Source organism: Pseudomonas sediminis (assembly GCF_002741105.1).
GTDB classification, from domain to species: domain Bacteria; phylum Pseudomonadota; class Gammaproteobacteria; order Pseudomonadales; family Pseudomonadaceae; genus Aquipseudomonas; species Aquipseudomonas sediminis.
The window spans coordinates 489,575-511,435 of record NZ_NIQU01000001.1; the positions used below are offsets into that span (position 1 = coordinate 489,575).

The following is a 21,861-nucleotide window of genomic DNA, read 5'->3' on the forward strand; positions in this document are numbered from 1 at the left end:
GCATGAACCGTCAGAGAGCCCTGATCGTCGACGACGAGCCCGATATCCGCGAGCTGCTGGAAATCACCCTCGGACGCATGAAGCTGGACACGCGCAGCGCCCGCAACGTCAAGGAAGCGCGCGAATGGCTGGCGCGCGAGCCGTTCGACCTGTGCCTAACCGACATGCGCCTGCCCGACGGCACCGGCCTGGATCTGGTGCAACACATCCAGCAGCGTCATCCACAAGTTCCGGTGGCGATGATCACCGCTTACGGCAGCCTGGATACCGCGATCAACTCGCTCAAGGCCGGCGCCTTCGACTTCCTTACCAAACCGGTGGACCTTGGTCGTCTGCGCGAACTGGTGGCGACCGCCCTGCGCATTCGCGCGCCCGAAGGTGAGGAAACACCGGTCGACAGTCGCCTGCTCGGCGACTCGCCACCGATGAAGTCGCTGCGCAAGCAGATCCTGAAGCTTTCGCGCAGTCAGGCACCGGTCTATATCAGCGGCGAATCGGGCAGTGGCAAGGAGCTGGTTGCCCGCCTGATCCATGAGCAGGGCCCACGCATCGAACAGCCGTTCGTGCCGGTCAACTGCGGCGCGATACCCTCGGAGCTGATGGAGAGCGAGTTCTTCGGCCATAAGAAAGGCAGCTTCACCGGCGCCATCGAAGACAAGCAGGGGCTGTTCCAGGCTGCCAATGGCGGCACCCTGTTCCTCGATGAGGTCGCCGACCTGCCGCTGCCAATGCAGGTGAAACTGCTGCGTGCGATTCAGGAAAAAGCCGTGCGCGCCGTCGGCGGCCAGCAGGAAGTGGTGGTCGATGTGCGCATCCTCTGCGCCACCCACAAGGACCTTGCCGCTGAAGTCGCTGCTGGCCGCTTCCGTCAGGACCTCTACTACCGCCTCAACGTCATCGAGTTGCGCGTTCCGCCGCTGCGTGAGCGTCGCGAAGATATCGCCCAGCTGGCTGACGTGATGCTCGCGCGCCTGGCCGATGGCACCGGTCTGGCCGCCGCCAAACTGCACCCCGACGCACTGGAAAAGCTGAAGAGCTATCGCTTCCCTGGCAACGTGCGCGAGCTGGAAAACATGCTCGAACGCGCCTACACCCTGTGCGAAGACGATCAGATCACGCCCGGCGACCTGCGCCTGGCCGATGCCAGTGGCCCCAGCAACGAAGGCGGCGAAGCCAGCCTGGCGCAGATCGACAACCTCGAGGACTACCTCGAAGACATCGAACGCAAGCTGATCATGCAGGCGCTGGAAGAAACGCGCTGGAACCGCACGGCGGCGGCCCAGCGTCTGGGCCTGACCTTCCGCTCGATGCGCTATCGACTGAAGAAGCTGGGTATCGACTGATCCCTGCGATCACGAATCACGGGGGTGTAGGAGCCGGCTTGCCGGCGATTACAATCGCGGTTTCAAGTCCCGCAACCCTTTGATGCGGGGCTGACGGCCTACTAATGCAACCGCCCCGCTGGCGCATAAGGCGCCGGATCGATGATCGGCTCACGCCCCAGCATCAGATCAGCCAGCAACTGGCAGGAAGCTGGCGCCAGCACCAACCCATTGCGGAAATGCCCGCAGTTCAGCCATAGACCTGGATACGAGGGCACTTCCCCGATAAAGGGAATGCCTTCCGGCGAGCCGGGCCGCAAGCCTGCCCAATGCCCAACCACATCGGCGTCCTTGAGTGCAGGCAACAATTCCTCGGCCGATGCTTTCAGGCTTTCCAACGCGTTATCGGTCGGCGTCTTGTCGAACCCTGCGTATTCCAGCGTGCTGCCAATCAGGATATGGCCATCACGCCGCGGAATCGCATAACGCCCCTTGGCCAACACCATACTCGGTAGGAAATCATCCGCGCACTTGTAGAGGATCATCTGCCCTTTCACCGGCTCGACCGGCAACTCCAGCCCAAGCGTCTTGAGCAACTCACCACTCCAGGCGCCGGCCGCCAGGACCACGCGCTCGGCACGAATCTCGCCACCAGCGGTAGTCACTCCACGAATCTGCCCATTCTCGTGAATGAAACCAGTGACCGGGCAATGCTCACGCAGCTCCACGTTCGGCATGGCCGCCAAAGCCGCCCGCAGCGCTTTGACCAACCGGGGATTACGCACATTGGCCACACCCGGCATATGAATGGCGCTCTGGAAACCACCACCCAGAACGGGCACCTGCTGATAAGCCTCAGCAATATCCACTGGCAACAGCGCACGCCCCTCGCGCGCAGCCCATGCCAGCGCCTCAGCCTCGTCATCCAGATCGAGCCAATACAGCCCCGTGACATGCACCTCGGGATCGACGCCGGTGTCCTCCAGCAAACGCTGACCGAAGCCCGGATAGAAATCCTGCGACCAATGCGCCAACGCCGTCACCGCCGCGCTGTAACGCCAGGGATAGAGCGGAGAAACGATACCGCCCCCGGCCCAAGAGGATTCGCGGCCGACAAAGGACGACTCAATCAGCACCACCGTGACACCCGCGCGCGCCAACAGCAGGCTGGTCAGCAGACCAATAGCTCCGCCACCAACCACAACCACCTTTTTCACCCTATCAACTCCACACTTGCCAGATTAATAGCAGCGGTCTACACCTTTTAAGAGCCAGGAAGGCACTCACTACTGTAGGGACACCGATTATGCGCAACTCGCGGCAACGAGCTATAACCCTCCCTGAACTCCTTATTACCCTCGCACTGCTGACGCTACTCAGTGCCTACGCCGTACCGAGCTTCGCTATTTGGGTTGCCAGCAATAAACAACAAACCCTGCGCGAGAAGCTCCTCCACAGCCTGCAAATGGCAAGAACTCAGGCAGTATTAAAGAACCGCGCCATGGAGTTCTGCGGATCGGCGGATGCCCTCGATTGTGACGGCAATTGGCACAAAGGATGGATTCTACGTGCTGCTGCCAACAAGGAAATCCTGGCTGTCGAACAATTATCCCAAGTCGACTTACCGCTACGCTGGAAGGGTGCCAGAGATCAGCTTGTATTTCGCAGTAACGGCCAAACGCCCCTGAGCAACGGCCGTTTCATTCTCTGTGATGACGATGGCAAGCTCTTGTGGCAACTGATCATCAACAGACAAGGGCGCGCCCGCCCGGCCACCGCCAAGGAAAATCTGAGCGAGGCCCACCGCTGCATCTAGCCGCAAGAAGTCGTGAACTGGCGCAAATATTCCACGCACCACCCGCCGGTCGTCCTGTCACTTGCGCCAGTTATCTCTCGACAGGCGACCCCAACGTTCATATCGGCGAGCATTAACCTGACATTCATAGTGGAGCTCACCATGTCAGGCCCAGTGACAAGCCGTGGTTTTACCCTGATAGAGCTGATGATCGTTCTGGCGTTGCTGGCCATCGTCTCCTTTATCGCGGTACCGAATTTCATGGATTTCATCGAGCGCAACCGCATTCAGACACAGGCGCAAGAGCTACAGGCCTTCCTTTTGTATGCACGCGGCGAAGCAGTGAGCCGCAACACCAGCATCACGGTGGCCCTGGACGAGGACGCAGATGACTTGTGGGTAGCCAAGCGCAGCTCAGGCGAAGTCATCCGCCAGCTCACCCAGAACCCCGAACTGGTGCAGATAGATTCCAGCGTTGACGAATTACGTTTCAGAAGCAACGGCACCGCAAACGCAGCCAACTTCGTCGTTTGCAAGGACGGTGACACCGGTCGGGGGTTCTCCCTGCAAATTCAGGCCAGCGGCGCTATCACGCTGAGCCAGGCGGGGAAGAACGCTGATGGCAACGATCTGAACAGCTGCACTCTGTGAGGAAGATGATGACAACCGCAAAAGGCTTCAGCCTGATCGAAGTGCTTATGGCGCTGCTACTCACCACCGTTGGCGTGCTCGGCATGGTTGCACTGCAAGGCCGCAGCATTCAGTACACCCAAGACTCGGTACAGCGCAACACTGCGGTGGAACTGGCCAACGACCTGATCGAGATCATCCGCGCCAATCCTCAACTGATGTTCAATAACGTGCCGCCGACATTCCCCATGAACAGCGGCATGCGTAGTGCTTCAGCTTTTTACAAGGCCAAGACCGAGGATTTCAGCAACCGCGAAGACTGTGTCGCAAGCGCCACCGAACTCGCGAAAACAGCCACAGAGCTACGAGATTGCTGGGCTGACCGTGTGGAGCAGATGCTTCCCGGCGGCAGTGAGCTGTTCACCAGCGATATGTACATCTGCCGCAGCGCCACACCTGGACAATGCAACAACAACCAAGGCTCGATGCTTGAAATTCGTCTGGCCTGGCAAGTTCGTGCAGGCGCGTGCCTAGATGCAAGTGATCCCCAAGCCACCATTTGTACCTACACCGTGCGGGTCCAGCCATGAAAAGCAGCCAACGCCAGAACGGCCTATCAATGATTGAGCTGCTGATCAGCCTCGCGATCAGTAGCTTCCTGATCCTCGGTATCACTCAGGTCTACATCGACAACAAGCGCAACCAAGTTTTCCAGCTAAACCAGATGGGCAACCTCGAAGGCAGCCGTTTTGCCGCTCTGGTGATCGACCAGTACCTAGGCAAGGCTGGTTATCGGCGCAATCCCGCAGCGCTCATCGAAACCAGTTTCCCTAGCCGAGCAGCCGGAGGCGACTGCCTTGAGTTCAAACTTGGACACACTGCAACAGGCCTTAACCCCGACGTTGGTGACGGATTCTGCATCCGCTACCAGCCGCAAGTAAGCGGTGAGCTGGATTGCCAAGGTAGCAGTAGCAGTGTCAATTACACCGAAGCCTTCCCCGGTGATTTATCCAGCGCCGACCAAGTTATTCTTGCATTCAAATATGAGTCTGGCGGCAACACCGATCTGGAGAAGGGAAGATTGCTGTGCAAGAACCTCAATGCTACTGCCCCCCAATACAGTGAGCTCTTGAGTGGCATTGCCGATATACGTTTGGAGTTTGGTGTAGGCAACAACGATGCACTGGACAAGGAAGTGAGCACCTTTATTTCGCAAAAAGACTGGACAGCGGACTCCGGCGCCATCCGCAGCATTCGCTACAACCTGCTACTGAGTAGTCGCGCAAAAATGCGCGATAGCGATGATTCGTTGGTACTGGACAAGTGGCTTGAGGGGGCACCTGAAGCCAGCAAGACGCGCCTACAGAACGCAGATGAACGTCGCATTTACCAGATTGCCAGTAGCACGCAAAACCTCAGGAATCTAATGCCATGACAGCACTCCCAAGCCACCGTCAAAACGGCGCCGTTCTGCTCGTCGCTCTGGTCATGCTTCTGGTACTGACTCTACTGGCAGTCAGCAGCATGCGCAGCGTCACCCTGGAAACGCGCATCACCGCTAATCGCGCGCAAAGCGTACAACTGGTCAATATCGCCGAGGCTGGCCTGCGTGAAGCGGAGTTCCGCTTTTACGGCCCAGGCAACCTGGCCGACAAGCTCAACGCCAACCCCGCCAACTGCAACACGAATAATACTTTGAAGGCCAACGGCTTAAATAAACCCTGCCTGTTAGCAATCGTTAACACCAAATTGCAGGATTTCGTGGAAACGCCTCAAGAGATAAACAACAGCTTCCTGGACTCCGGCTCAAGTGGCGGGTTGGTATGGATGCCTTATCGGGGGACGGACCCAGCAAACACCACCGCCCCCAGCGGCAGCCACACAGCCCAATGGAACAGCATGCTGGCTGGACAAAGCGAGACAGCGGCAGTCAATGCCGAGTACGGCATGGCCCTTGAAGGGCAAGGTACTTACTTCTATCTGAACAACGCCAAGGCCACCCCGAATGAAGGCCAAAGCGGCGTCGTAACTTATGTGCAGTCGAGCCACGCCAATATCTACCTCGGCCTCAATAACTGAGATAAGCCAACATGAACGCCATTCGTGACATCCGCGCCAAGACCCTGGCTAGCACCCTGTCCGGCATCGTCCTGCTCAGTGCGGCGAACAGCTATGCCGATGTATCCCAGACACCGCTTAGTCTTACCGTTGGCGTGCCGCCAAACATGCTGGTGACACTCGACGACTCAGGCAGTATGCGCTGGGCTTTCGCCCCCGATAATGTCAACGGCACGCATGCAACCCGTCGAGCCAAGTCGAGCGCCTTCAACCCGCTGTATTTCAACCCCAATATCACCTATCGCGCCCCGACTGTGTTCACCACTGCTGGCGTCGAGCAACAGTTATCCACCAGCTACAGTAACGCGCTATTGAATGGTTTCAAGAGCACATACGGCGGCATTGATCTGCGCAGCAACTACAGGTTCACTTGGAGTTACGACCTGCGAAGCACCCAGGCCACTGCCTACGGTTACAGCAATACGTCCAACCGTCTAGGGGAAAACCCTTCCGCTGACTTCCCGAATTGCTTCGTAACAACATTGAACAACGGCCAAACGAAGACTTGTACAAGCGCCGGCACAACAGTCAGTATTAGGCGTAATAACAGTGGTACTGGATGCACCGTTTCAGCAAGCGGCTGGACAAACGGCACCTGTAGTTATAACAGTAGTACTGGGCGCTACACTGGCGGCTGGGCACAAGCGGGAGTTCCTGCTTACTACTACACCTACGACCCCTCGTTAGCCAATAACTGCACCACAACCAATGACGACTGCTACAGGCTGAACTTTGTCAGCGCAGACCAAGAGCAAAACTTCGCCAACTGGTATTCCTTCTATCGCAACCGCGCCCTGGCGACGGTTTCTGCAGCCGCCCTGGCGTTCTATGACCTTTCGTCCTCTGTACGCATGAGCTGGCAAGGCCTGGGTAACTGCACCACGTTTAACGGTAGTGATACAAGCAACTGCTACAACAACGCATTCAAGGAATACTCTCCCGCTCACAAAGGCCAGCTGTATGCCTGGCTACAGGATATCAACTTCAACCAAGGCACTCCGCTGCCGGCAGCGCTGAAACGTGCCGGCGAGTTCCTTACCACCGCCACACCCTGGCAGAAAAACCCTAATGGCAGCGGCAATACCACGCAGAACACCTATTCCTGCCGCGCCAGCTACCACATTCTGATGACGGATGGGCAGTGGAACGAAACCACCAGCATGCCCAGCGATTTCCGGCACGATGCAGAAACCTTTAACTTGCCGGATGGCCGCAGCTACAGCCAGCGCCGCCCCTACTACGACACGACTGAAAAGACCCTGGCCGACCTAGCCATGCACTACTGGGCCACGGACCTCAATCCCAACCTGGCCAATCGCATCCCCGCCTATACTCCTTTTAAGAGTGGCGATACCACTACCGACTATTGGGACCCACGCAACGACCCGGCCACCTGGCAACACATGACCAACTTCGTCATGGGGCTGGGCCTGACCCAGTCGCTCAACAACACCAATGTGCCATGGGCTGGCAGCACCTTTGCCGGCACTGGCTACAACAATCTGGTATCAGGTGCAGCCAACTGGCCAGCGGCCTCTAGTGGCAGCGCCAACAACGTCTACGATCTTTGGCATGCGGCGATCAACTCACGCGGCGAGTTCTTCAGCGTGGACAGCCCCGAAGCCATGGTCCAGGCCTTCGATGACATCCTCAAACGTATCGCCGACCGTAAATCGACCGCGGCACGCCCTGCGATCAACTCTGGACAGGTCAGTGCAGACGAAAACGATGAGGGCAAGGTCATCACCGTTTCGTACCAGACCTCCTACGCCAGTGACGACAACTGGTCGGGTGATGTGAAGCGTTTCGAGAAGTCCTGGAACGCAGTAAACAATGCTTTCGAAACTGCTCAAGTCTGGAGTGCAGAGTCCCAGGTACCGCCGTGGGCCAGCCGTAATATCAAGATCGCCGGCGACAACAACAATGGCTTGGTGAATTTCACTTGGGCCAACGCAGGCTCCGCCAGCACCGTAGGCACGCTCGCCTACTGGCTCAATCGCGACCCGGAAAACAGTAACGTCGTCGACAATCGAGCGGAGCGGCGTCTGGAATACCTGCGTGGCAACCGCAGTGGCGAAGGCACCACCTTCCGCCAGCGCAGCGGCGTACTGGGCGATTTCTATTCATCTACACCCGCAGTGGTAAGTGGGGCACGCTACCTGGTGAACGTGACCAATGCGCTCGAGAACACCACCACCTACAGCGCCTTCGCTGCCAACGCCGCCGACCGTACCCCCCGAGTCTATGTCGGCGGCAACGACGGCATGCTGCATGCTTTCAATGCCAAAACCGGCGTGGAGGAGTTCGCCTTCATCCCCAGCGCAGTATTCAACAAACTGAATAAACTCACCGGCAGCAACTACAGCCATGAGTTCTATGTAGAAGGCACTCCCGTAGTGGGCGATGTATTTACCGGCACCGAATGGCGCACCATTCTGGTCGGTACGCTCAAGGCAGGAGGAAAGTCCATTTTTGCCCTCGATATCACGACTCCCGGCGAAGAAAAACTGCTGTGGGAATTTGACGACAGCAAGCTCAGCGAAGCGACCGTGAAGATGGGCTTCAGCTTTGCGCAACCGACGATCGCACGTCTGCACACTGGCAAGTGGGCAGTGGTAATCGGCAACGGTTATGAAAGCGAGGGCAATACCAGCGGTAAAGCCGCCCTGTTCGTCATCGACGCCCTGGAGGGCGAACTGCTCAAGAGCCTTGAAGTGCAAGGCACCGTCGGCGTCCCCAACGGTCTTTCTACAGCCAAGCTTGGCGATTTCAATGCTGACGGAGTAGCCGACTATGCCTATGCAGGAGACCTGCAAGGCAATGTGTGGCGTTTCGATCTTCTGCGCAGCGGCCGTAGCGAAGACACACCCTTTACTCGTGGAGATGACGGTGAAACGGCGATCTCCGACTTCAAGGTCGCTTATGGCGGCAACCCACTTTTCACTGCCACATTCAACAGCACTCCCCAACCCATTACCTCGGCGCCGAGCCTGGTATTACACCCCACCGGCACTGGCTATCTCGTTGTCTTCGGTACTGGAAAGTTTTTCGAAACGGGTGACAAGGAAGGTAACAAGAACATTGCACAGACGGTCTATGGTATCTGGGACAAACAAACCCGGGGCCAGCCTTCCAGCAACCCTGGGATCAACCGCAGCAGCCTGCAACAGCAAAGCATCAGCGAGCAGACCACTGTAAGCGCCGCAGACGGCAGCACTCGCCAGGGCCGCATTATCAGTAACAACTCCTTGGACTGGAGCACGCAGAACGGTTGGTACCTGAACTTGGTACAGAATGATGGTGAAATGGTCGTGGAGAACATGTCGCAACTGGGCCGGACCATTTTCATGCAGTCACTGGTACCCAATGACGATCCGTGTGGTGACGGTGCAGCCAACTGGACGTATGCACTCAACCCATTTACTGGCGGACGAACTCCTCAGAACTCTTTTAGCTACACGCCTACGGGAGATGCGGAGAGCACCAACATATCGGCAATTCGTCAGGACGGCGAAGGTGGCGGTACCATTTCGCAGAACTCCGACGGCGGCTTCCAGTACTGCACTGGTCAGACCTGCACGGACATCTACCCCGATCCATCCAGCATCGGTCGTCAGACCTGGCGCCGTGTGGAGACTGAGGACTAAATATGAACAAGCAGTTAAAACGACAACAGGGTTTCACCCTGATAGAAGTAATGATCGTGGTACTGGTGATAGGCATATTGGCTGCCATCGCGTATCCGAACTACAGCGAATACGTTAAACGCGGTAACCGCAGCGAGGGCCAGGCATTCCTCAATGACGTCTCTGCACGCCAGGAGCGTTATTTCTCGCAGAATAACGCTTACATCACCAATGACGCCGATGTTGCCAAGCTCGCGTTGAAGAATGGAAATAAGTCAGAAACGAGCAAATATGAATTAGCTCTTAGCAAGGTCGACAATGATGGCGGCTATACCCTAACCGCTAATCAGCAGTTCAACGACACCAAGTGCGGGAATCTGACCCTGAATGCTCGCGGCGTCAGAGGCAGCAGTGGAAACGGCATGAGTACTGCTGATTGCTGGCGTTGACGTAACGTAGAAAAACGCCCCGGCTTTTGTGAAAGCTGGGGCGTTTTTATTTTAATTCGCTGATTTTACCGAAGCAGAAACAAGCAGCGCTTAGCATTCCGATTAGACCAGTGTATGAGGCTTAATCGTCACCACTCAGAGCGCCTTAACCCTAAGCTCCTTCGGCATCGAAAACGTAATGTTTTCCGGCCGCCCATCCAACTCCGTCTCCCCCACCGCCCCCCAGGCGCGCAACTGCTCTACCACTCCACGCACCAGCACTTCCGGCGCAGAAGCGCCTGCGGTAATGCCCACACCACCGACTCCTTCGAACCATTCGCTCTTGAGGTCTTCGGCGCCGTCGATCAGGTAGGCTGGAGTGCCCATGCGTTCGGCCAGCTCACGCAGGCGGTTGGAGTTGGAGCTGTTCGGGCTGCCGACCACTAGCAGTACATCGCACTCGCTGGCCAGTTGTTTGACCGCATCCTGGCGGTTCTGGGTGGCGTAGCAGATGTCGTCCTTGCGCGGGCCGCCAATGGCGGGAAACTTGGCGCGTAGGGCGTCGATCACTTTGCTGGTGTCATCCATGGACAAGGTGGTCTGGGTAACGAATGCCAGGTTCTCGGGGTTGCGCACCTGCAGTTCGGCGACATCGGCCTCATCCTCGACCAGGTAGATGGCGCCGCCATTGCTGGCGTCGTACTGGCCCATCGTGCCTTCGACTTCCGGGTGACCTTCGTGACCGATGAGGATGCACTCGCGCCCTTCGCGGCTGTAACGCACCACTTCCATATGCACCTTGGTCACCAGCGGGCAGGTGGCGTCGAAGACCTTGAGGCCGCGGCGGTCGGCCTCGTCGCGTACGGCCTTGGAGACGCCGTGAGCACTGAAGATGACGATGACGTCGTCCGGCACCTGGTCCAGCTCTTCGACGAATACCGCGCCGCGTGCACGCAGGTCTTCGACCACGAATTTGTTATGCACCACCTCATGGCGCACGTAGATCGGTGGGCCGAACACTTCCAGGGCGCGGTTGACGATTTCGATGGCGCGATCGACACCGGCGCAGAAGCCGCGGGGGTTGGCGAGTTTGATATGCATGCAAGACGTCTCGCGATAATTCGAGGGATCGGCCCAAAGCTGTTGAGCGATCCCGAAAGTCGAAGCCTGCGCGCAATGCGTGCAGGCTGCAAGAAGAGCTAGCGGCTAAAGCCGCTCCTACAGGGTCGGCACTACTATTTAGAGCGCCTTGACCTCGATGATTTCCACATCGAAATCCAGCACCTTGCCGGCCAGTGGGTGGTTGAAGTCGATGGTGACCTGCTTGTCATCGAACGCCTTGACCACGCCTGGCAGCTCGGTATTGGCGGCATCGTTGAAGATCACCAGCAGGCCTTCGGACAGCTCCATGCCCTCGAACTGGCCGCGCGGCATGATCTGCACGTTCTGCGGGTTCGGCTGGCCGAAGCCCTGCTCCGGCTGCACCTGCACGCTGCGCTTGTCGCCGGCTTTGAAGCCGTACAGTGCCTGTTCGAAACCAGGCAGCAGGTTGCCATCACCGACCCTGAAGGTCGCCGGCTGTTTGTCGAACGTGCTGTCGACCACATCGCCGTTTTCCAGCTTGAGGGCAAAGTGCAGGGTCACTTCCCTGTCCGGACCGATGCGTACGTCTGTCATTGCGCAGCCTCCTTCGCGGACTTGTCGCTCTTGAACATATCCAGCGCCAGCAGGATCGCGCCGATGGTGATGAAGGTGTCGGCCAGGTTGAACGCCGGGAAGAACCAGCGACTCTGCCAGTGCACCAGAATGAAGTCGACCACATGGCCAAGCACCACACGGTCATACAGGTTGCCCAACGCGCCGCCCAGCACCATGGCCAATGCCACGGCCAGCAGGGTTTCATGACGTTTGAGACGCTTGAGCCAGACCACCAGCACGACGCTGACGACGATAGCGATGGCAGCGAAGAACCAGCGTTGCCAGCCGGCCGCGTCGGCCAGGAAGCTGAACGCCGCGCCAGTGTTGTATGCCAGGGTCCAGTCGAAGTAACCCGGGATGACTTCGATGCGCTGATACATGCTCAGCCCGCCCTCGAAGATGTCCTTGGTCACCCGATCGACGACCAGGATCAGCACGCTCAACAGCAGCCAGGGCAGATGCCCGAAACGCGAGGACTCAGGCATGCTTGCGCACCTCACCTTCGCCTTCGATGTTGCTCACGCAGCGGCCGCACAGCTCCGGATGCGCAGCATGGCTGCCGACATCCGCACGGAAGTGCCAGCAACGGCCACACTTGGCGTGTGCGGACTTGAGGATCTTCAGCTTCAGACCTTCAACCTCGGTCACTACCGCATCGGCCGGTGCATCGGCCAGCGGTGCGGTCTGCGCCGCCGAGGTGATCAGGGCGAAACGCAGCTCGTCGCCGAGCTTGACCAGGTCAGCTTGCTTGGCCTCATCGCAGAACAGGGTGACCTCGGCCTGCAGGCTGGCACCGATGGCCTTGGCCGTACGCAGGTTCTCCAGCTCTTTGTTGACTGCCGCCTTGACCGCCATGACGCGATCCCAGTAGGCACGATCCAGCTCGAAGCCTTCCGGCAGGCGCTCCAGGCCGGCGTACCAGGTATTGAGCATCACCGACTCGTTGCGCTCGCCCGGCAGGAACTGCCAGATTTCCTCGGCGGTGAAGGCCAGGATCGGTGCGATCCAGCGCACCAGCGCCTCGCTGATGTGGAACAGTGCGCTCTGGCAGGAGCGACGCGCCACGCTGTCGGCGGCGGTGGTGTACTGGCGGTCCTTGATGATGTCTAGGTAGAAGCCGCCCAGCTCCTGCACGCAGAAGTTGTGCACCTTGGAGTAGACGTTCCAGAACCGGTAGTCGGCGTACGCCTCGATGATTTCTTCCTGCAAACGCAGGGCTGCGTCCACGGCCCAGCGGTCGAGGTCGAGCATCTGCTCGGGCTGCAGCAGGTCCTTGGCCGGATCGAAACCGTTGAGGTTGGCCAACATGAAGCGCGCGGTGTTGCGGATACGGCGGTAGGCATCGGCACTGCGCTGCAGGATCACCTTGGACACGGCCATCTCACCGGAGTAGTCGGTGGACGCAACCCACAGGCGCATGATGTCGGCGCCCAGGCTGTCGTTGACCTCCTGCGGAGCGACCACATTGCCGAGCGACTTGGACATCTTGCGGCCGTTCTCGTCGACCACGAAGCCGTGAGTCAGCAGCGCCTTGTAAGGCGCGTGACCATCGATGGCGCTGCCCGTCAGCAGGGACGAGTGGAACCAGCCGCGATGCTGATCCGAACCTTCGAGGTACAGATCAGCACGCGGGCCGTCGGTGTGGCCCATATCGTGCGAGCCGCGCAGCACATGCCAGTGCGTGGTACCGGAGTCGAACCACACATCGAGGGTATCGTTGATCTTGTCGTAGTCAGCGGCTTCAGCGCCAAGCAGCTCGGCGCCGTCGAGTTTGAACCAGGCTTCGATGCCCTCTTGCTCGACGCGCTTGGCGACCTCCTCCATCAGTTCGACGGTGCGCGGGTGCAGCTCGCCAGTGGCCTTGTGCAGGAAGAACGGGATCGGTACGCCCCAGTTGCGCTGACGCGAGATGCACCAGTCGGGACGACCGGCGATCATGCTGTGCAGGCGCGCCTGGCCCCAGGCCGGGACGAACTGAGTCTGCTCGATGGCTGCCAGCGCACGCTCACGCAGAGGCGCACCTTGCTTCGGCTGAGTATCCATGCCGACGAACCATTGTGCGGTGGCGCGGTAGATCAGCGGCGTCTTGTGGCGCCAGCAGTGCATGTAGCTGTGCTGGATCGGCTGATGCTTGAGCAGCGCACCGACCTCGGCCAGCTTCTCGACGATGGCCGGGTTGGCCTTCCAGATGAACTGGCCGCCGAAGAACGGCAGGTCCGGGGTGTAGACGCCGTTGCTCTGCACCGGGCTGAGAATGTCGTCGTTGCTCATGCCATAGGCTTTGCAGGTGCGGAAGTCGTCCTCACCGTAAGCCGGCGCCGAGTGGACGATACCGGTACCGGCGCCCAGCTCGACGTATTCGGCCAGGTACACCGGCGAGAAACGCTCGTAGAACGGATGACGGAAACGGATCAGTTCCAGCGCCGCGCCGGGAGCGGTGGCAATTACCTGACCTTGCAGGTCGTAACGCTGCAGGCAGGACTCGACCAGCTCCTCGGCCAGCAGCAGGAGACGCTCGCCGGTGTCGACCAGGGCGTAGGTGAACTCCGGATGCACGTTGAGCGCCTGGTTGGCCGGGATGGTCCAGGGCGTAGTGGTCCAGATGACGATGGCGGCCGGCTTGCTCAGCTCGCTGAGGCCGAAGGCGGCGGCCAGCTTGTCTGCATCTTCGATTGGGAAGGCAACGTCGATGGCATCGGACTTCTTGTCCTGATACTCCACCTCGGCCTCGGCCAGCGCCGAGCCACAGTCGAAGCACCAGTTCACCGGCTTCAGGCCCTTGAACACGAAGCCCTGTTTGACCATCTCGGCCAGGGCGCGGATCTCGCCAGCCTCGTTGGCGAAATCCATGGTCTTGTAGGGGTTGTCCCAGTCACCCAGCACGCCGAGGCGGATGAAGTCGGCCTTCTGCCCTTCGATCTGCTCGCCGGCATAGGTGCGGCAACGCTCGCGGGTCAGATCCGCCGGCTGATTCTTGCCGAAGGTGGTTTCGACCTTGTGCTCGATCGGCAGGCCATGGCAGTCCCAGCCTGGGACATAGGGTGCGTCGAAACCGGCCAGGGTCTTGGAGCGGGTGATGATGTCCTTGAGGATCTTGTTCACCGCATGACCGATATGGATGCTGCCGTTGGCATAGGGAGGGCCGTCGTGCAGGACGAACTTCGGCCGATCTTCGCCAATCTTGCGCAGCTTGCTATACAGACCAATCTCGTTCCAGCGCTGCAGGGTCTGCGGCTCGCGTTGCGGCAGGCCGGCCTTCATCGGGAACTGGGTATCGGGCAGGTTCAGCGTAGCTTTGTAGTCGGTCATTTCGGGCTCTTCATCAGCGGGTGGCTCTGCCAATATTCACGGGCAGCGGCGATATCAGCGGCAATCGCCGCCTTCAGGGCCTCCAGCGAGGCGAAACGCTGCTCATCACGCAGCTTGTGGTGGAAAGCCACCGAGAGACGCCGGCCATACAGATCACCGGCAAAATCCAGAAGATGCACTTCCAGATGGGCGCTGCCGTCACCGGCAACACTGGGGCGCACGCCGATATTGGCGACGCCCGGTTGAATAACGCCATCGATTTCACAGCTCACCAGATAAACGCCGGTCAGCGGCACCTTGCGCCGTTTGAGCTGGATATTGGCAGTCGGCGCATTGAGCTGGCGACCGAGCTTCTGCCCATGCAACACCCGCCCGGCGATGCGGAACGGCCGCCCGAGCAAGGCTTCGGCCAGTTCGAAATCGCCATCGGCCAGGGCCTGGCGCACGCGCGTGCTGCTGACCCGGCCGCCCAGCACTTCGACAGTGGTAGAGGCATCGACACTGAAACCGTGACGCTGGCCGGCGGCCTTGAGAAATTCGAAATCGCCGGCGCGGTCGCAGCCGAAGCGGAAATCGTCGCCGATTTCCAGATCCTTCACACCAAGGCCGTCAACCAGCACACGCTGGACGAACTCGGCAGCCGACAGCTCGCGCAGGCGGCGGTTGAAGGCCAGGCACAGCACCATGTCGACGCCTTCGGCGGCCAACAGGGCGAGCTTGTCACGCAGGCGGGTCAGACGCGCCGGCGCGGTGTCCGGACCGAAGAATTCACGCGGCTGCGGTTCGAAGATCACCACACAGCTGGGCACGGCCAACTCCGCGGCACGCTCGCGCAAGCGCGCCAGGATGGCCTGGTGCCCACGATGAACGCCGTCGAAATTACCGATGGTGACCACACAGCCCCGCGCCTGGGGCTGCAGGTTATGAAGACCTCGAACCAGCTGCATAACACGCTTCTTGTTCACAAAGTGGCCGATTATACGCACAGCACGCCATGCACAACAGGCATCGCGATGGGGGAAACCGCTACAACGCCCGCCGGGCAAAATCGCGCGGACGGAAGCCCAATATGAGCAGCATGCCGAAGTAAGCAACCAGCCCAGCGACCACCAACGCACCGAGACGCAGCAGGCGCACGAGCATCTCCCCTTCTGCCCAGACAGGCATGACCTGCAGCAGCCCCAGCAGCACAGCGACCATCACCGCCACCGCAACCACCAGTTTGAACAAAAACAGCCCCCAGCCCGGCAGCGGCTGGAAGATATCGGCGCGGCGCAGTTGCCAGTACAACAGGCCGGCATTCAGGCAGGCCGCCAGACTGATCGCCAGCGCCAGGCCGACGTGCGCCATCTCCAGGCCAAACACGAACAGCGCATTCATCACCTGGGTCGCCAGCAGGCTGATAATGGCAATGCGCACTGGCGTCTTGATGTTCTGCTGGGCATAAAAGCCTGGCGCGAGGATCTTGATCAGAATCAACGCCAGCAGGCCGACCGAGTAGGCCACCAGCGCCCGCTGGGTCATCAACGCATCCTCTGCACCGAACTTGCCGTACTGGAACAGCGACACCACCAGCGGCTCGGCGAGAATCGCCAGCGCCAACGTGCAGGGCAGTACCAACAGAAAGCACAGGCGCAGCCCCCAATCGAGCAGACGGCGGTACTCGTCGCGATTCTTGCTGGCATAGGTCTTGGAGAGTGCCGGCAGCAAGATGGTGCCCAGCGCCACGCCCAGCACACCCGAGGGCAGCTCCATCAGGCGGTCGGCGTAATACATCCAGGACACCGAGCCAGCCACCAGGAAGGAGGCGAATATCGTGTTGATGATCAGCGAAATCTGGCTCACCGAGACACCGAAGATCGCCGGCCCCATCTGCTTGAGCACGCGCCAGACGCCCAGATCACCGAAACTCAGGCGCGGCAGCACCAGCATGCCGATCTTTTTAAGGTGCGGCAGTTGCCAGAGCAGTTGGGCCAGGCCGCCGACCAGCACCGCCCAGCCCAGCGCCATGATCGGCGGGTCGAAATAGGGCGTCAGAAACAACGCGAAGACGATCATGCTGACGTTGAGCAGCGTCGGCACGAACGCCGGCACCGAAAAACGGTTCCAGGTGTTGAGAATGGCTCCCGCCAGCGATGACAGGGAGATCAGCAATATATAAGGAAAGGTCACCCGCAGCAGATCGACGGTCAGCTCGAAGCGCTCGGCCTCATCGGCAAAACCCGGCGCCGTGGCCCAGACGATCCAGGGCGCTGCGAGCACGCCGATGGCCGTGACCAGCGCCAGCACCAAGGTCAGCAACCCTGATACGTAGGCAATGAAGGTGCGCGCAGCTTCCTCGCCCTGCTGCATCTTGTACTCGGCCAGAATCGGTACGAAGGCTTGAGAGAACGCCCCTTCGGCAAAAATACGGCGCAGCAGGTTGGGCAGCTTGAAGGCCACCACGAAGGCGTCCGACGCCACTCCGGCCCCGAAGGTGCGGGCGATGATGGTGTCGCGCACGAACCCCAGCACGCGCGAAACCATGGTCAGTGAACTGACGGCAGCCAGAGACTTGAGGAGATTCATGGGGTATTTCGGCTTCCATAAAGAGGTGCAGTAGCGGACAATCCGCCGCCCAACGAAGGCGTCGAGTGTAGCGAGCCACCACTGGTCAGGCCAGCACAGGAAAGCGTCATCAGACTTGACAGCAGGCAGATGGATCGGCATGATTCGCGGCCTTATTTGTCGTAACCCCCCAGTTTTCGAGGAGCTTGACGGTGGCCAACTCACCTTCTGCCAAAAAACGCGCCAAACAGGCTGAGAAGCGCCGTAGCCATAACGCCAGCCTGCGCTCGATGGTTCGTACTTACATCAAGAACGTAGTCAAGGCTATTGCTGCCAAAGATCTCGAGCTTGCCAAAACCGCTTACACTGCAGCCGTTCCGGTCATCGACCGCATGGCTGACAAAGGCATCATCCACAAGAACAAAGCCGCTCGTCACAAGAGCCGCCTGAACGCGCACATCAAGGCGCTGGGCGAAGCTGCTGCCGCTTAATCGCGACAGGTTCTTGAAAAACCGGCCCTGGTGGCCGGTTTTTTATTGCCCGTAATTCAGTCTCTGCAGCCCATAAAAAATGGCCGGGAGCCATTTTTAACGTCGCGCAGCGACGGCCCGCAGGGTGGCCGCCAGGGATGGCAGGCCATAAAAAATGCCCGCCTCCTTGCGGAATGCGGGCATTTCTCGAAAACAGCAAAGATCAGCCGCGAGCAGCCTTGATCACTTCGATGTAAGGCTCGGCATTGCGCTGATCCTGAATCAGCGCGATGAAATCATTACCCTGTGCATCGGTGGCCGAGAGATCGTAGCCTTCAGCAACGAAGAAACCCACGAAACGCTCGAAGTCATCGATACGCAGACCGCGATAAGCCTTGACCAGCTTGTGCAGCGAAGGCGGCGTGGCGTCCGCTGGCTCCACCGCAAGGAACAGCTTGATCGAGTCGTCGCTGATTTCTTCGCCAATCACCTGCTTCTTGTCTTTACGCATAGCCCGCTCCCGCCAGCATTACAGAGGGCCGGCAGTGTACCGCCGAGCCGCGCGCGGCTCAACGCGCAGCCGGGCAGGCTAACACGCGATCAATCGACACAACAGCCGACCTAGGTCATGCCGTACGGCGCAAACTGGACCCTATAATGCGCCAAGCCACTAGGGAGCCAGCATGTCACGTCTATCGTTGCCGCTGTTCGCCGCCTGGCGCCAGACCCTGCGCGCGGGCTACTCCTGGAAGGCCCTACGCGGCGACCTGAGCGCCGGCCTGACGGTGGGCATCATTGCCATTCCACTGGCCATGGCGCTGGCCATCGCCGTGGGTGTGGCGCCGCAGCACGGCCTTTATACCGTGCTGATCGCCGCACCGCTGATCGCCCTGTGCGGCGGCTCGCGCTTCAATATTTCCGGCCCCACCGCAGCCTTTGTGGTGATCCTGCTGCCGATCACCCAGCAGTACGGTCTCGGCGGCTTGCTGCTGTGCACGCTGATGGCTGGCGTGATCCTGATCACCCTGGGGCTGCTGCGCGCCGGACGCCTGATCGAGTTTGTGCCTTATCCGGTAACACTGGGCTTTACCGCCGGCATTGGCATTGTCATTGCCGTTCTGCAGATCAAGGATCTGTTCGGCCTGCACCTGGCCGGCACACCCCAGCATCTTCTGGAGCAGGTGAACCTGCTGATCCGCGCCTTGCCCAGCCTGCAACTCGGCGACAGCCTGGTGGGCGCCGCGTGCCTGGCGACACTGCTGATCTGGCCACGCCTGATACCGAAGATTCCTGCACACCTGGTCGCCCTGGCGATTGGCGCGTTGCTGGCCCTGGCCCTGGAACGCCTGGGGCTACCCGTGGCGACATTGGGCGAGCGCTTCAGCTATCAGCTCGACGGCATCGAATATCCCGGTATCCCGCCCTTCCTGCCGGACCTGGCCTTACCATGGAACCTACCGGGTGCCGACGGCCAGCCACTGGTGCTGTCATTCGAACTGATCCGCCAACTGCTGGCACCGGCATTCGCTATCGCCATGCTCGGCGCCATCGAGTCACTGCTGTGCGCGGTAGTGGCCGACGGCATGACCGGCAGCAAGCATGACCCTAATGCCGAACTGATCGGCCAGGGCCTCGGCAACCTGGCCGCGCCGTTCTTTGGCGGCATCACCGCTACTGCTGCCATCGCCCGCACCGCCGCCAACGTCCGCGCCGGCGCCTTTTCACCGCTGGCAGCATTGATTCACGCGGGCGTGGTGCTGGCGGCGATTCTGTTGCTCGCGCCGCTGTTCAGCTATCTGCCCATGGCCGCCCTGGCAGCGCTGCTGCTGATGGTGGCGTGGAACATGAGCGAGCCCCACCACGTCGTCCACACCCTGCGCATCGCTCCACGCAGCGATGTGCTGGTGCTGCTGACCTGCCTGGTACTGACGGTGCTGTTCGACATGGTGCTGGCTGTCGGCGTCGGCCTGCTGCTGGCGGCTGGGCTGTTCATCAAGCGCATGAGCGAGCTGACCGATACCGCAGCGCTGAGCCGACAGCAACGTCAGGCCTTGCTGGATCTGCCCGAGCACGTGTTGGCTTACGCCATTCGCGGCCCGCTGTTCTTTGGCGCGGCAGAAAAGGCGTTGAGCGTGCTGCGGCGTTTCACGCCGGAGGTGAAGATAGTCATCGTCGACATCAGCGCCGTGCCACTGCTGGACATGACGGCCATTGCCGCGCTGGACAACGTGCTGCGCGACTACCGCCAGCAGGGTGTGGCGCTGATCCTCAGCGGGCCCACCGCGCAGGTACGGCTGCAACTACGCCGCGCCGGCATTCACCGACGCGCCGGGCAATTGGCCTACGTGCACGATCTACCACAAGCGCGGGAGAGAGCCTTGCGCTGGCTGGATGACACAGCGCCAAAGCCGCTAGCCGAATAGGTTCGCCTTGCGCACCGAGGAAAGCCGGTGCGCGCAGCGCACCCTACGCGGTACAAGCGCTTACAGCCCCTTGACCGCGAAAATGCCTGCGGCATTGCGCCAGTAGCCCTTGTAGTCCATGCCGTAACCGAAGATGTAACGGTCGATGCACTGCAAGCCGACATAGTTAGCCTTCAGATCAGGACGCGCCTTGCGCTCGTGCTCCTTGTCGATCAGCACCGCGGTATGCACGGCGCGCGCGCCAGCATGGCGGCAGAAATCGATGATCGCGCCCAGGGTGTGCCCTTCGTCGAGGATGTCGTCGATGATCAGCACATCACGGTCGATGAACGAGACTTCCGGCTTGGCCTTCCAGAACAGCTCGCCCCCGCTGGTTTCATTGCGATAACGCGTGGCGTGCAGGTAGGACGCCTCGAGCGGGAAGTTCAGCTTGGTCAACAGCTTGCCGGAGAAGATCAGGCCGCCGTTCATTACGCAGAACACCACTGGGTTGCGCTCGGCCAGCTCGGCGTTGATCTGGCTGGCGACCTTGTCGATGGCCGCTTCCACCTCGGCTTCGGTGAACAGGCAGTCGGCTTCCGCCATGATTTGGCGAATGTGCGCGAGATCGGCGGACATGGTGTGCTCTCTCTTGATCGGACTGATGAATGGCGGCGAACAGCCTGAAAGCTGATCGAGCCGTCAAATAAAAGCGGGCAAAGGTACAGACCCGTGCAGCGCTTGCCAAGTATCGACTGACCAGCGTAGCCGACGCACAGCGCAGGGCATCGTGACTCATCAGTCACCCACCACTTGGCATGAGCAATGCTTTAATCTAACGCGATTTTTCCCAGAGCCCCGTTGGAGATCCCAGCCCATGCCCACTCGCGAGATCCGCCACCCGCTGATCCGTCACAAGATCGGCCTGATGCGCCGCGCCGATATCAGCACCAAGAATTTCCGTGAGCTGGCCCAGGAAGTGGGCGCCCTGCTGACTTATGAGGCCACCAACGACCTGCCGCTGGAAACCTACGACATCGAAGGCTGGGCGGGCACCGTGCAGGTGGAGAAGATCGCCGGCAAGAAAATCACCGTGGTGCCCATCCTGCGCGCAGGCATCGGCATGCTCGACGGAGTGCTCAGCCTGATCCCCGGCGCCAAGGTCAGCGCCGTGGGCGTCGCGCGCAACGAGGAAACCCTGGAAGCGCACACTTACCTGGAAAAGCTGGCGCCGGAAATCGACTCGCGCCTGGCGCTGATCATCGACCCGATGCTGGCCACCGGCGGTTCGATGGTCGCCACCATCGACCTGCTGAAAAAAGCTGGCTGCAAGGATATTCGCGCCATGGTCCTGGTCGCCGCTCCCGAAGGCATCCAGGCCGTCGAGAAGGCCCACCCGGACGTGACCATCTTCACCGCCTCCATTGATCAGTGCCTGAACGAACATGGCTACATCATTCCCGGCCTGGGCGATGCCGGTGACAAGATCTTCGGCACCAAGCAGAAGGACGCCTGA

Annotated in this window: 20 protein-coding genes; 11 read left to right on the forward strand and 9 right to left on the reverse strand. The window is 60.1% G+C overall.

The window, feature by feature from the left end; genetic code table 11:
* Positions 1-2: 2 nt before the first annotated feature.
* Positions 3-1,343, forward strand: coding sequence for a sigma-54-dependent transcriptional regulator (locus CDO35_RS02415; RefSeq protein WP_099522408.1), 1,341 nt, complete (start codon positions 3-5; stop codon positions 1,341-1,343).
* Positions 1,344-1,444: 101 nt separating this feature from the next.
* Here the strand turns inward: CDO35_RS02415 and thiO are convergent, their stop codons facing one another.
* Positions 1,445-2,539, reverse strand: a complete 1,095-nt coding sequence (thiO, locus tag CDO35_RS02420; RefSeq protein ID WP_099522409.1) for a glycine oxidase ThiO — start codon at positions 2,537-2,539, stop codon at positions 1,445-1,447.
* 89 nt (positions 2,540-2,628) lie between these two features.
* On the opposite strand from thiO, the gene CDO35_RS02425 reads away from it, so the two are divergent.
* From CDO35_RS02425 to CDO35_RS02455, 7 genes are all read left to right on the forward strand, one after another.
* Positions 2,629-3,138, forward strand: coding sequence for a GspH/FimT family pseudopilin (locus CDO35_RS02425; RefSeq protein WP_099522410.1), 510 nt, complete (start codon positions 2,629-2,631; stop codon positions 3,136-3,138).
* 141 nt (positions 3,139-3,279) lie between these two features.
* Positions 3,280-3,768, forward strand: coding sequence for a GspH/FimT family pseudopilin (locus CDO35_RS02430; RefSeq protein WP_099522411.1), 489 nt, complete (start codon positions 3,280-3,282; stop codon positions 3,766-3,768).
* A gap of 8 nt (positions 3,769-3,776) precedes the next feature.
* Positions 3,777-4,337, forward strand: coding sequence for a type IV pilus modification protein PilV (gene pilV, locus CDO35_RS02435; protein WP_099522412.1), 561 nt, complete (start codon positions 3,777-3,779; stop codon positions 4,335-4,337).
* On the forward strand, positions 4,334-5,182 hold the full coding sequence (locus CDO35_RS02440) for a PilW family protein (protein ID WP_099522413.1): 849 nt from the start codon (positions 4,334-4,336) through the stop codon (positions 5,180-5,182). Before pilV ends, CDO35_RS02440 begins: the two co-directional genes overlap by 4 nt.
* Positions 5,179-5,826 carry a PilX N-terminal domain-containing pilus assembly protein gene (locus CDO35_RS02445; RefSeq protein WP_099522414.1) on the forward strand — a complete coding sequence of 216 codons (648 nt, stop codon included), beginning with the start codon at positions 5,179-5,181 and terminating at the stop codon, positions 5,824-5,826. The genes CDO35_RS02440 and CDO35_RS02445 overlap by 4 nt, the downstream gene beginning before the upstream one ends.
* An 11-nt stretch (positions 5,827-5,837) precedes the next feature.
* Positions 5,838-9,512: a pilus assembly protein gene (locus CDO35_RS02450; protein WP_099522415.1), complete on the forward strand. Its 3,675-nt coding sequence runs from the start codon at positions 5,838-5,840 to the stop codon at positions 9,510-9,512.
* A gap of 2 nt (positions 9,513-9,514) precedes the next feature.
* A complete protein-coding gene (locus CDO35_RS02455) occupies positions 9,515-9,940 on the forward strand; it encodes a type IV pilin protein (RefSeq protein ID WP_099522416.1) in 426 nt (141 codons plus the stop codon).
* A gap of 135 nt (positions 9,941-10,075) precedes the next feature.
* Here the strand turns inward: CDO35_RS02455 and ispH are convergent, their stop codons facing one another.
* The 6 genes from ispH to murJ form a co-directional block, all read right to left on the reverse strand.
* A complete protein-coding gene (gene ispH, locus CDO35_RS02460; protein ID WP_099522417.1) occupies positions 10,076-11,020 on the reverse strand; it encodes a 4-hydroxy-3-methylbut-2-enyl diphosphate reductase in 945 nt (314 codons plus the stop codon).
* A 138-nt stretch (positions 11,021-11,158) separates the two neighbouring features.
* On the reverse strand, positions 11,159-11,596 hold the full coding sequence (locus CDO35_RS02465) for an FKBP-type peptidyl-prolyl cis-trans isomerase (protein ID WP_099522418.1): 438 nt from the start codon (positions 11,594-11,596) through the stop codon (positions 11,159-11,161).
* Positions 11,593-12,102, reverse strand: coding sequence for a signal peptidase II (lspA, locus tag CDO35_RS02470; protein WP_099522419.1), 510 nt, complete (start codon positions 12,100-12,102; stop codon positions 11,593-11,595). The genes CDO35_RS02465 and lspA overlap by 4 nt, the downstream gene beginning before the upstream one ends.
* Entirely contained in the window at positions 12,095-14,926 is a 2,832-nt protein-coding gene (gene ileS / locus CDO35_RS02475; RefSeq protein WP_099522420.1) for an isoleucine--tRNA ligase, read from the reverse strand. The genes lspA and ileS overlap by 8 nt, the downstream gene beginning before the upstream one ends.
* Positions 14,923-15,873, reverse strand: a complete 951-nt coding sequence (gene ribF / locus CDO35_RS02480) for a bifunctional riboflavin kinase/FAD synthetase (protein ID WP_099522421.1) — start codon at positions 15,871-15,873, stop codon at positions 14,923-14,925. Before ribF ends, ileS begins: the two co-directional genes overlap by 4 nt.
* Before the next feature lie 79 nt (positions 15,874-15,952).
* Positions 15,953-17,494 carry a murein biosynthesis integral membrane protein MurJ gene (murJ, locus tag CDO35_RS02485; protein WP_099522422.1) on the reverse strand — a complete coding sequence of 514 codons (1,542 nt, stop codon included), beginning with the start codon at positions 17,492-17,494 and terminating at the stop codon, positions 15,953-15,955.
* A 191-nt stretch (positions 17,495-17,685) separates the two neighbouring features.
* On the opposite strand from murJ, the gene rpsT reads away from it, so the two are divergent.
* Complete coding sequence (gene rpsT, locus CDO35_RS02490) at positions 17,686-17,964, forward strand: 30S ribosomal protein S20 (RefSeq protein ID WP_003243036.1); 279 nt, start codon at positions 17,686-17,688, stop codon at positions 17,962-17,964.
* Positions 17,965-18,166: 202 nt separating this feature from the next.
* On the opposite strand, the gene CDO35_RS02500 is transcribed toward rpsT, so the two are convergent.
* The gene (locus CDO35_RS02500; RefSeq protein WP_092380120.1) at positions 18,167-18,454 is read right to left on the reverse strand and encodes a PA4642 family protein; all 288 of its coding nucleotides are present in this window, start codon (positions 18,452-18,454) and stop codon (positions 18,167-18,169) included.
* Positions 18,455-18,626: 172 nt separating this feature from the next.
* On the opposite strand from CDO35_RS02500, the gene dauA reads away from it, so the two are divergent.
* Entirely contained in the window at positions 18,627-20,366 is a 1,740-nt protein-coding gene (gene dauA, locus CDO35_RS02505) for a C4-dicarboxylic acid transporter DauA (RefSeq protein ID WP_099522424.1), read from the forward strand.
* A gap of 60 nt (positions 20,367-20,426) precedes the next feature.
* On the opposite strand, the gene CDO35_RS02510 is transcribed toward dauA, so the two are convergent.
* Entirely contained in the window at positions 20,427-20,984 is a 558-nt protein-coding gene (locus CDO35_RS02510) for a hypoxanthine-guanine phosphoribosyltransferase (protein WP_092380116.1), read from the reverse strand.
* 238 nt (positions 20,985-21,222) lie between these two features.
* Here CDO35_RS02510 and upp point away from each other — a divergent pair, with 238 nt between their 5' ends.
* Positions 21,223-21,861 carry a uracil phosphoribosyltransferase gene (upp, locus tag CDO35_RS02515; protein ID WP_099522425.1) on the forward strand — a complete coding sequence of 213 codons (639 nt, stop codon included), beginning with the start codon at positions 21,223-21,225 and terminating at the stop codon, positions 21,859-21,861.

Bases quoted from the DNA above. Each gene is read 5' to 3' on its own strand.
- dauA (WP_099522424.1), top strand. From the start codon at position 18,627: ATGTCACGTCTATCGTTGCCGCTGTTCGCCGCCTGGCGCCAGACCCTG.
- upp (WP_099522425.1), top strand. From the start codon at position 21,223: ATGCCCACTCGCGAGATCCGCCACCCGCTGATCCGTCACAAGATCGGC.
- lspA (WP_099522419.1), bottom strand. From the start codon at position 12,102: ATGCCTGAGTCCTCGCGTTTCGGGCATCTGCCCTGGCTGCTGTTGAGC.
- murJ (WP_099522422.1), bottom strand. From the start codon at position 17,494: ATGAATCTCCTCAAGTCTCTGGCTGCCGTCAGTTCACTGACCATGGTT.
- CDO35_RS02450 (WP_099522415.1), top strand. From the start codon at position 5,838: ATGAACGCCATTCGTGACATCCGCGCCAAGACCCTGGCTAGCACCCTG.
- CDO35_RS02415 (WP_099522408.1), top strand. From the start codon at position 3: ATGAACCGTCAGAGAGCCCTGATCGTCGACGACGAGCCCGATATCCGC.
- CDO35_RS02440 (WP_099522413.1), top strand. From the start codon at position 4,334: ATGAAAAGCAGCCAACGCCAGAACGGCCTATCAATGATTGAGCTGCTG.
- CDO35_RS02510 (WP_092380116.1), bottom strand. From the start codon at position 20,984: ATGTCCGCCGATCTCGCGCACATTCGCCAAATCATGGCGGAAGCCGAC.
- ispH (WP_099522417.1), bottom strand. From the start codon at position 11,020: ATGCATATCAAACTCGCCAACCCCCGCGGCTTCTGCGCCGGTGTCGAT.
- CDO35_RS02465 (WP_099522418.1), bottom strand. From the start codon at position 11,596: ATGACAGACGTACGCATCGGTCCGGACAGGGAAGTGACCCTGCACTTT.
- ribF (WP_099522421.1), bottom strand. From the start codon at position 15,873: ATGCAGCTGGTTCGAGGTCTTCATAACCTGCAGCCCCAGGCGCGGGGC.
- CDO35_RS02500 (WP_092380120.1), bottom strand. From the start codon at position 18,454: ATGCGTAAAGACAAGAAGCAGGTGATTGGCGAAGAAATCAGCGACGAC.
- pilV (WP_099522412.1), top strand. From the start codon at position 3,777: ATGACAACCGCAAAAGGCTTCAGCCTGATCGAAGTGCTTATGGCGCTG.
- CDO35_RS02425 (WP_099522410.1), top strand. From the start codon at position 2,629: ATGCGCAACTCGCGGCAACGAGCTATAACCCTCCCTGAACTCCTTATT.
- CDO35_RS02445 (WP_099522414.1), top strand. From the start codon at position 5,179: ATGACAGCACTCCCAAGCCACCGTCAAAACGGCGCCGTTCTGCTCGTC.
- CDO35_RS02455 (WP_099522416.1), top strand. From the start codon at position 9,515: ATGAACAAGCAGTTAAAACGACAACAGGGTTTCACCCTGATAGAAGTA.
- CDO35_RS02430 (WP_099522411.1), top strand. From the start codon at position 3,280: ATGTCAGGCCCAGTGACAAGCCGTGGTTTTACCCTGATAGAGCTGATG.
- ileS (WP_099522420.1), bottom strand. From the start codon at position 14,926: ATGACCGACTACAAAGCTACGCTGAACCTGCCCGATACCCAGTTCCCG.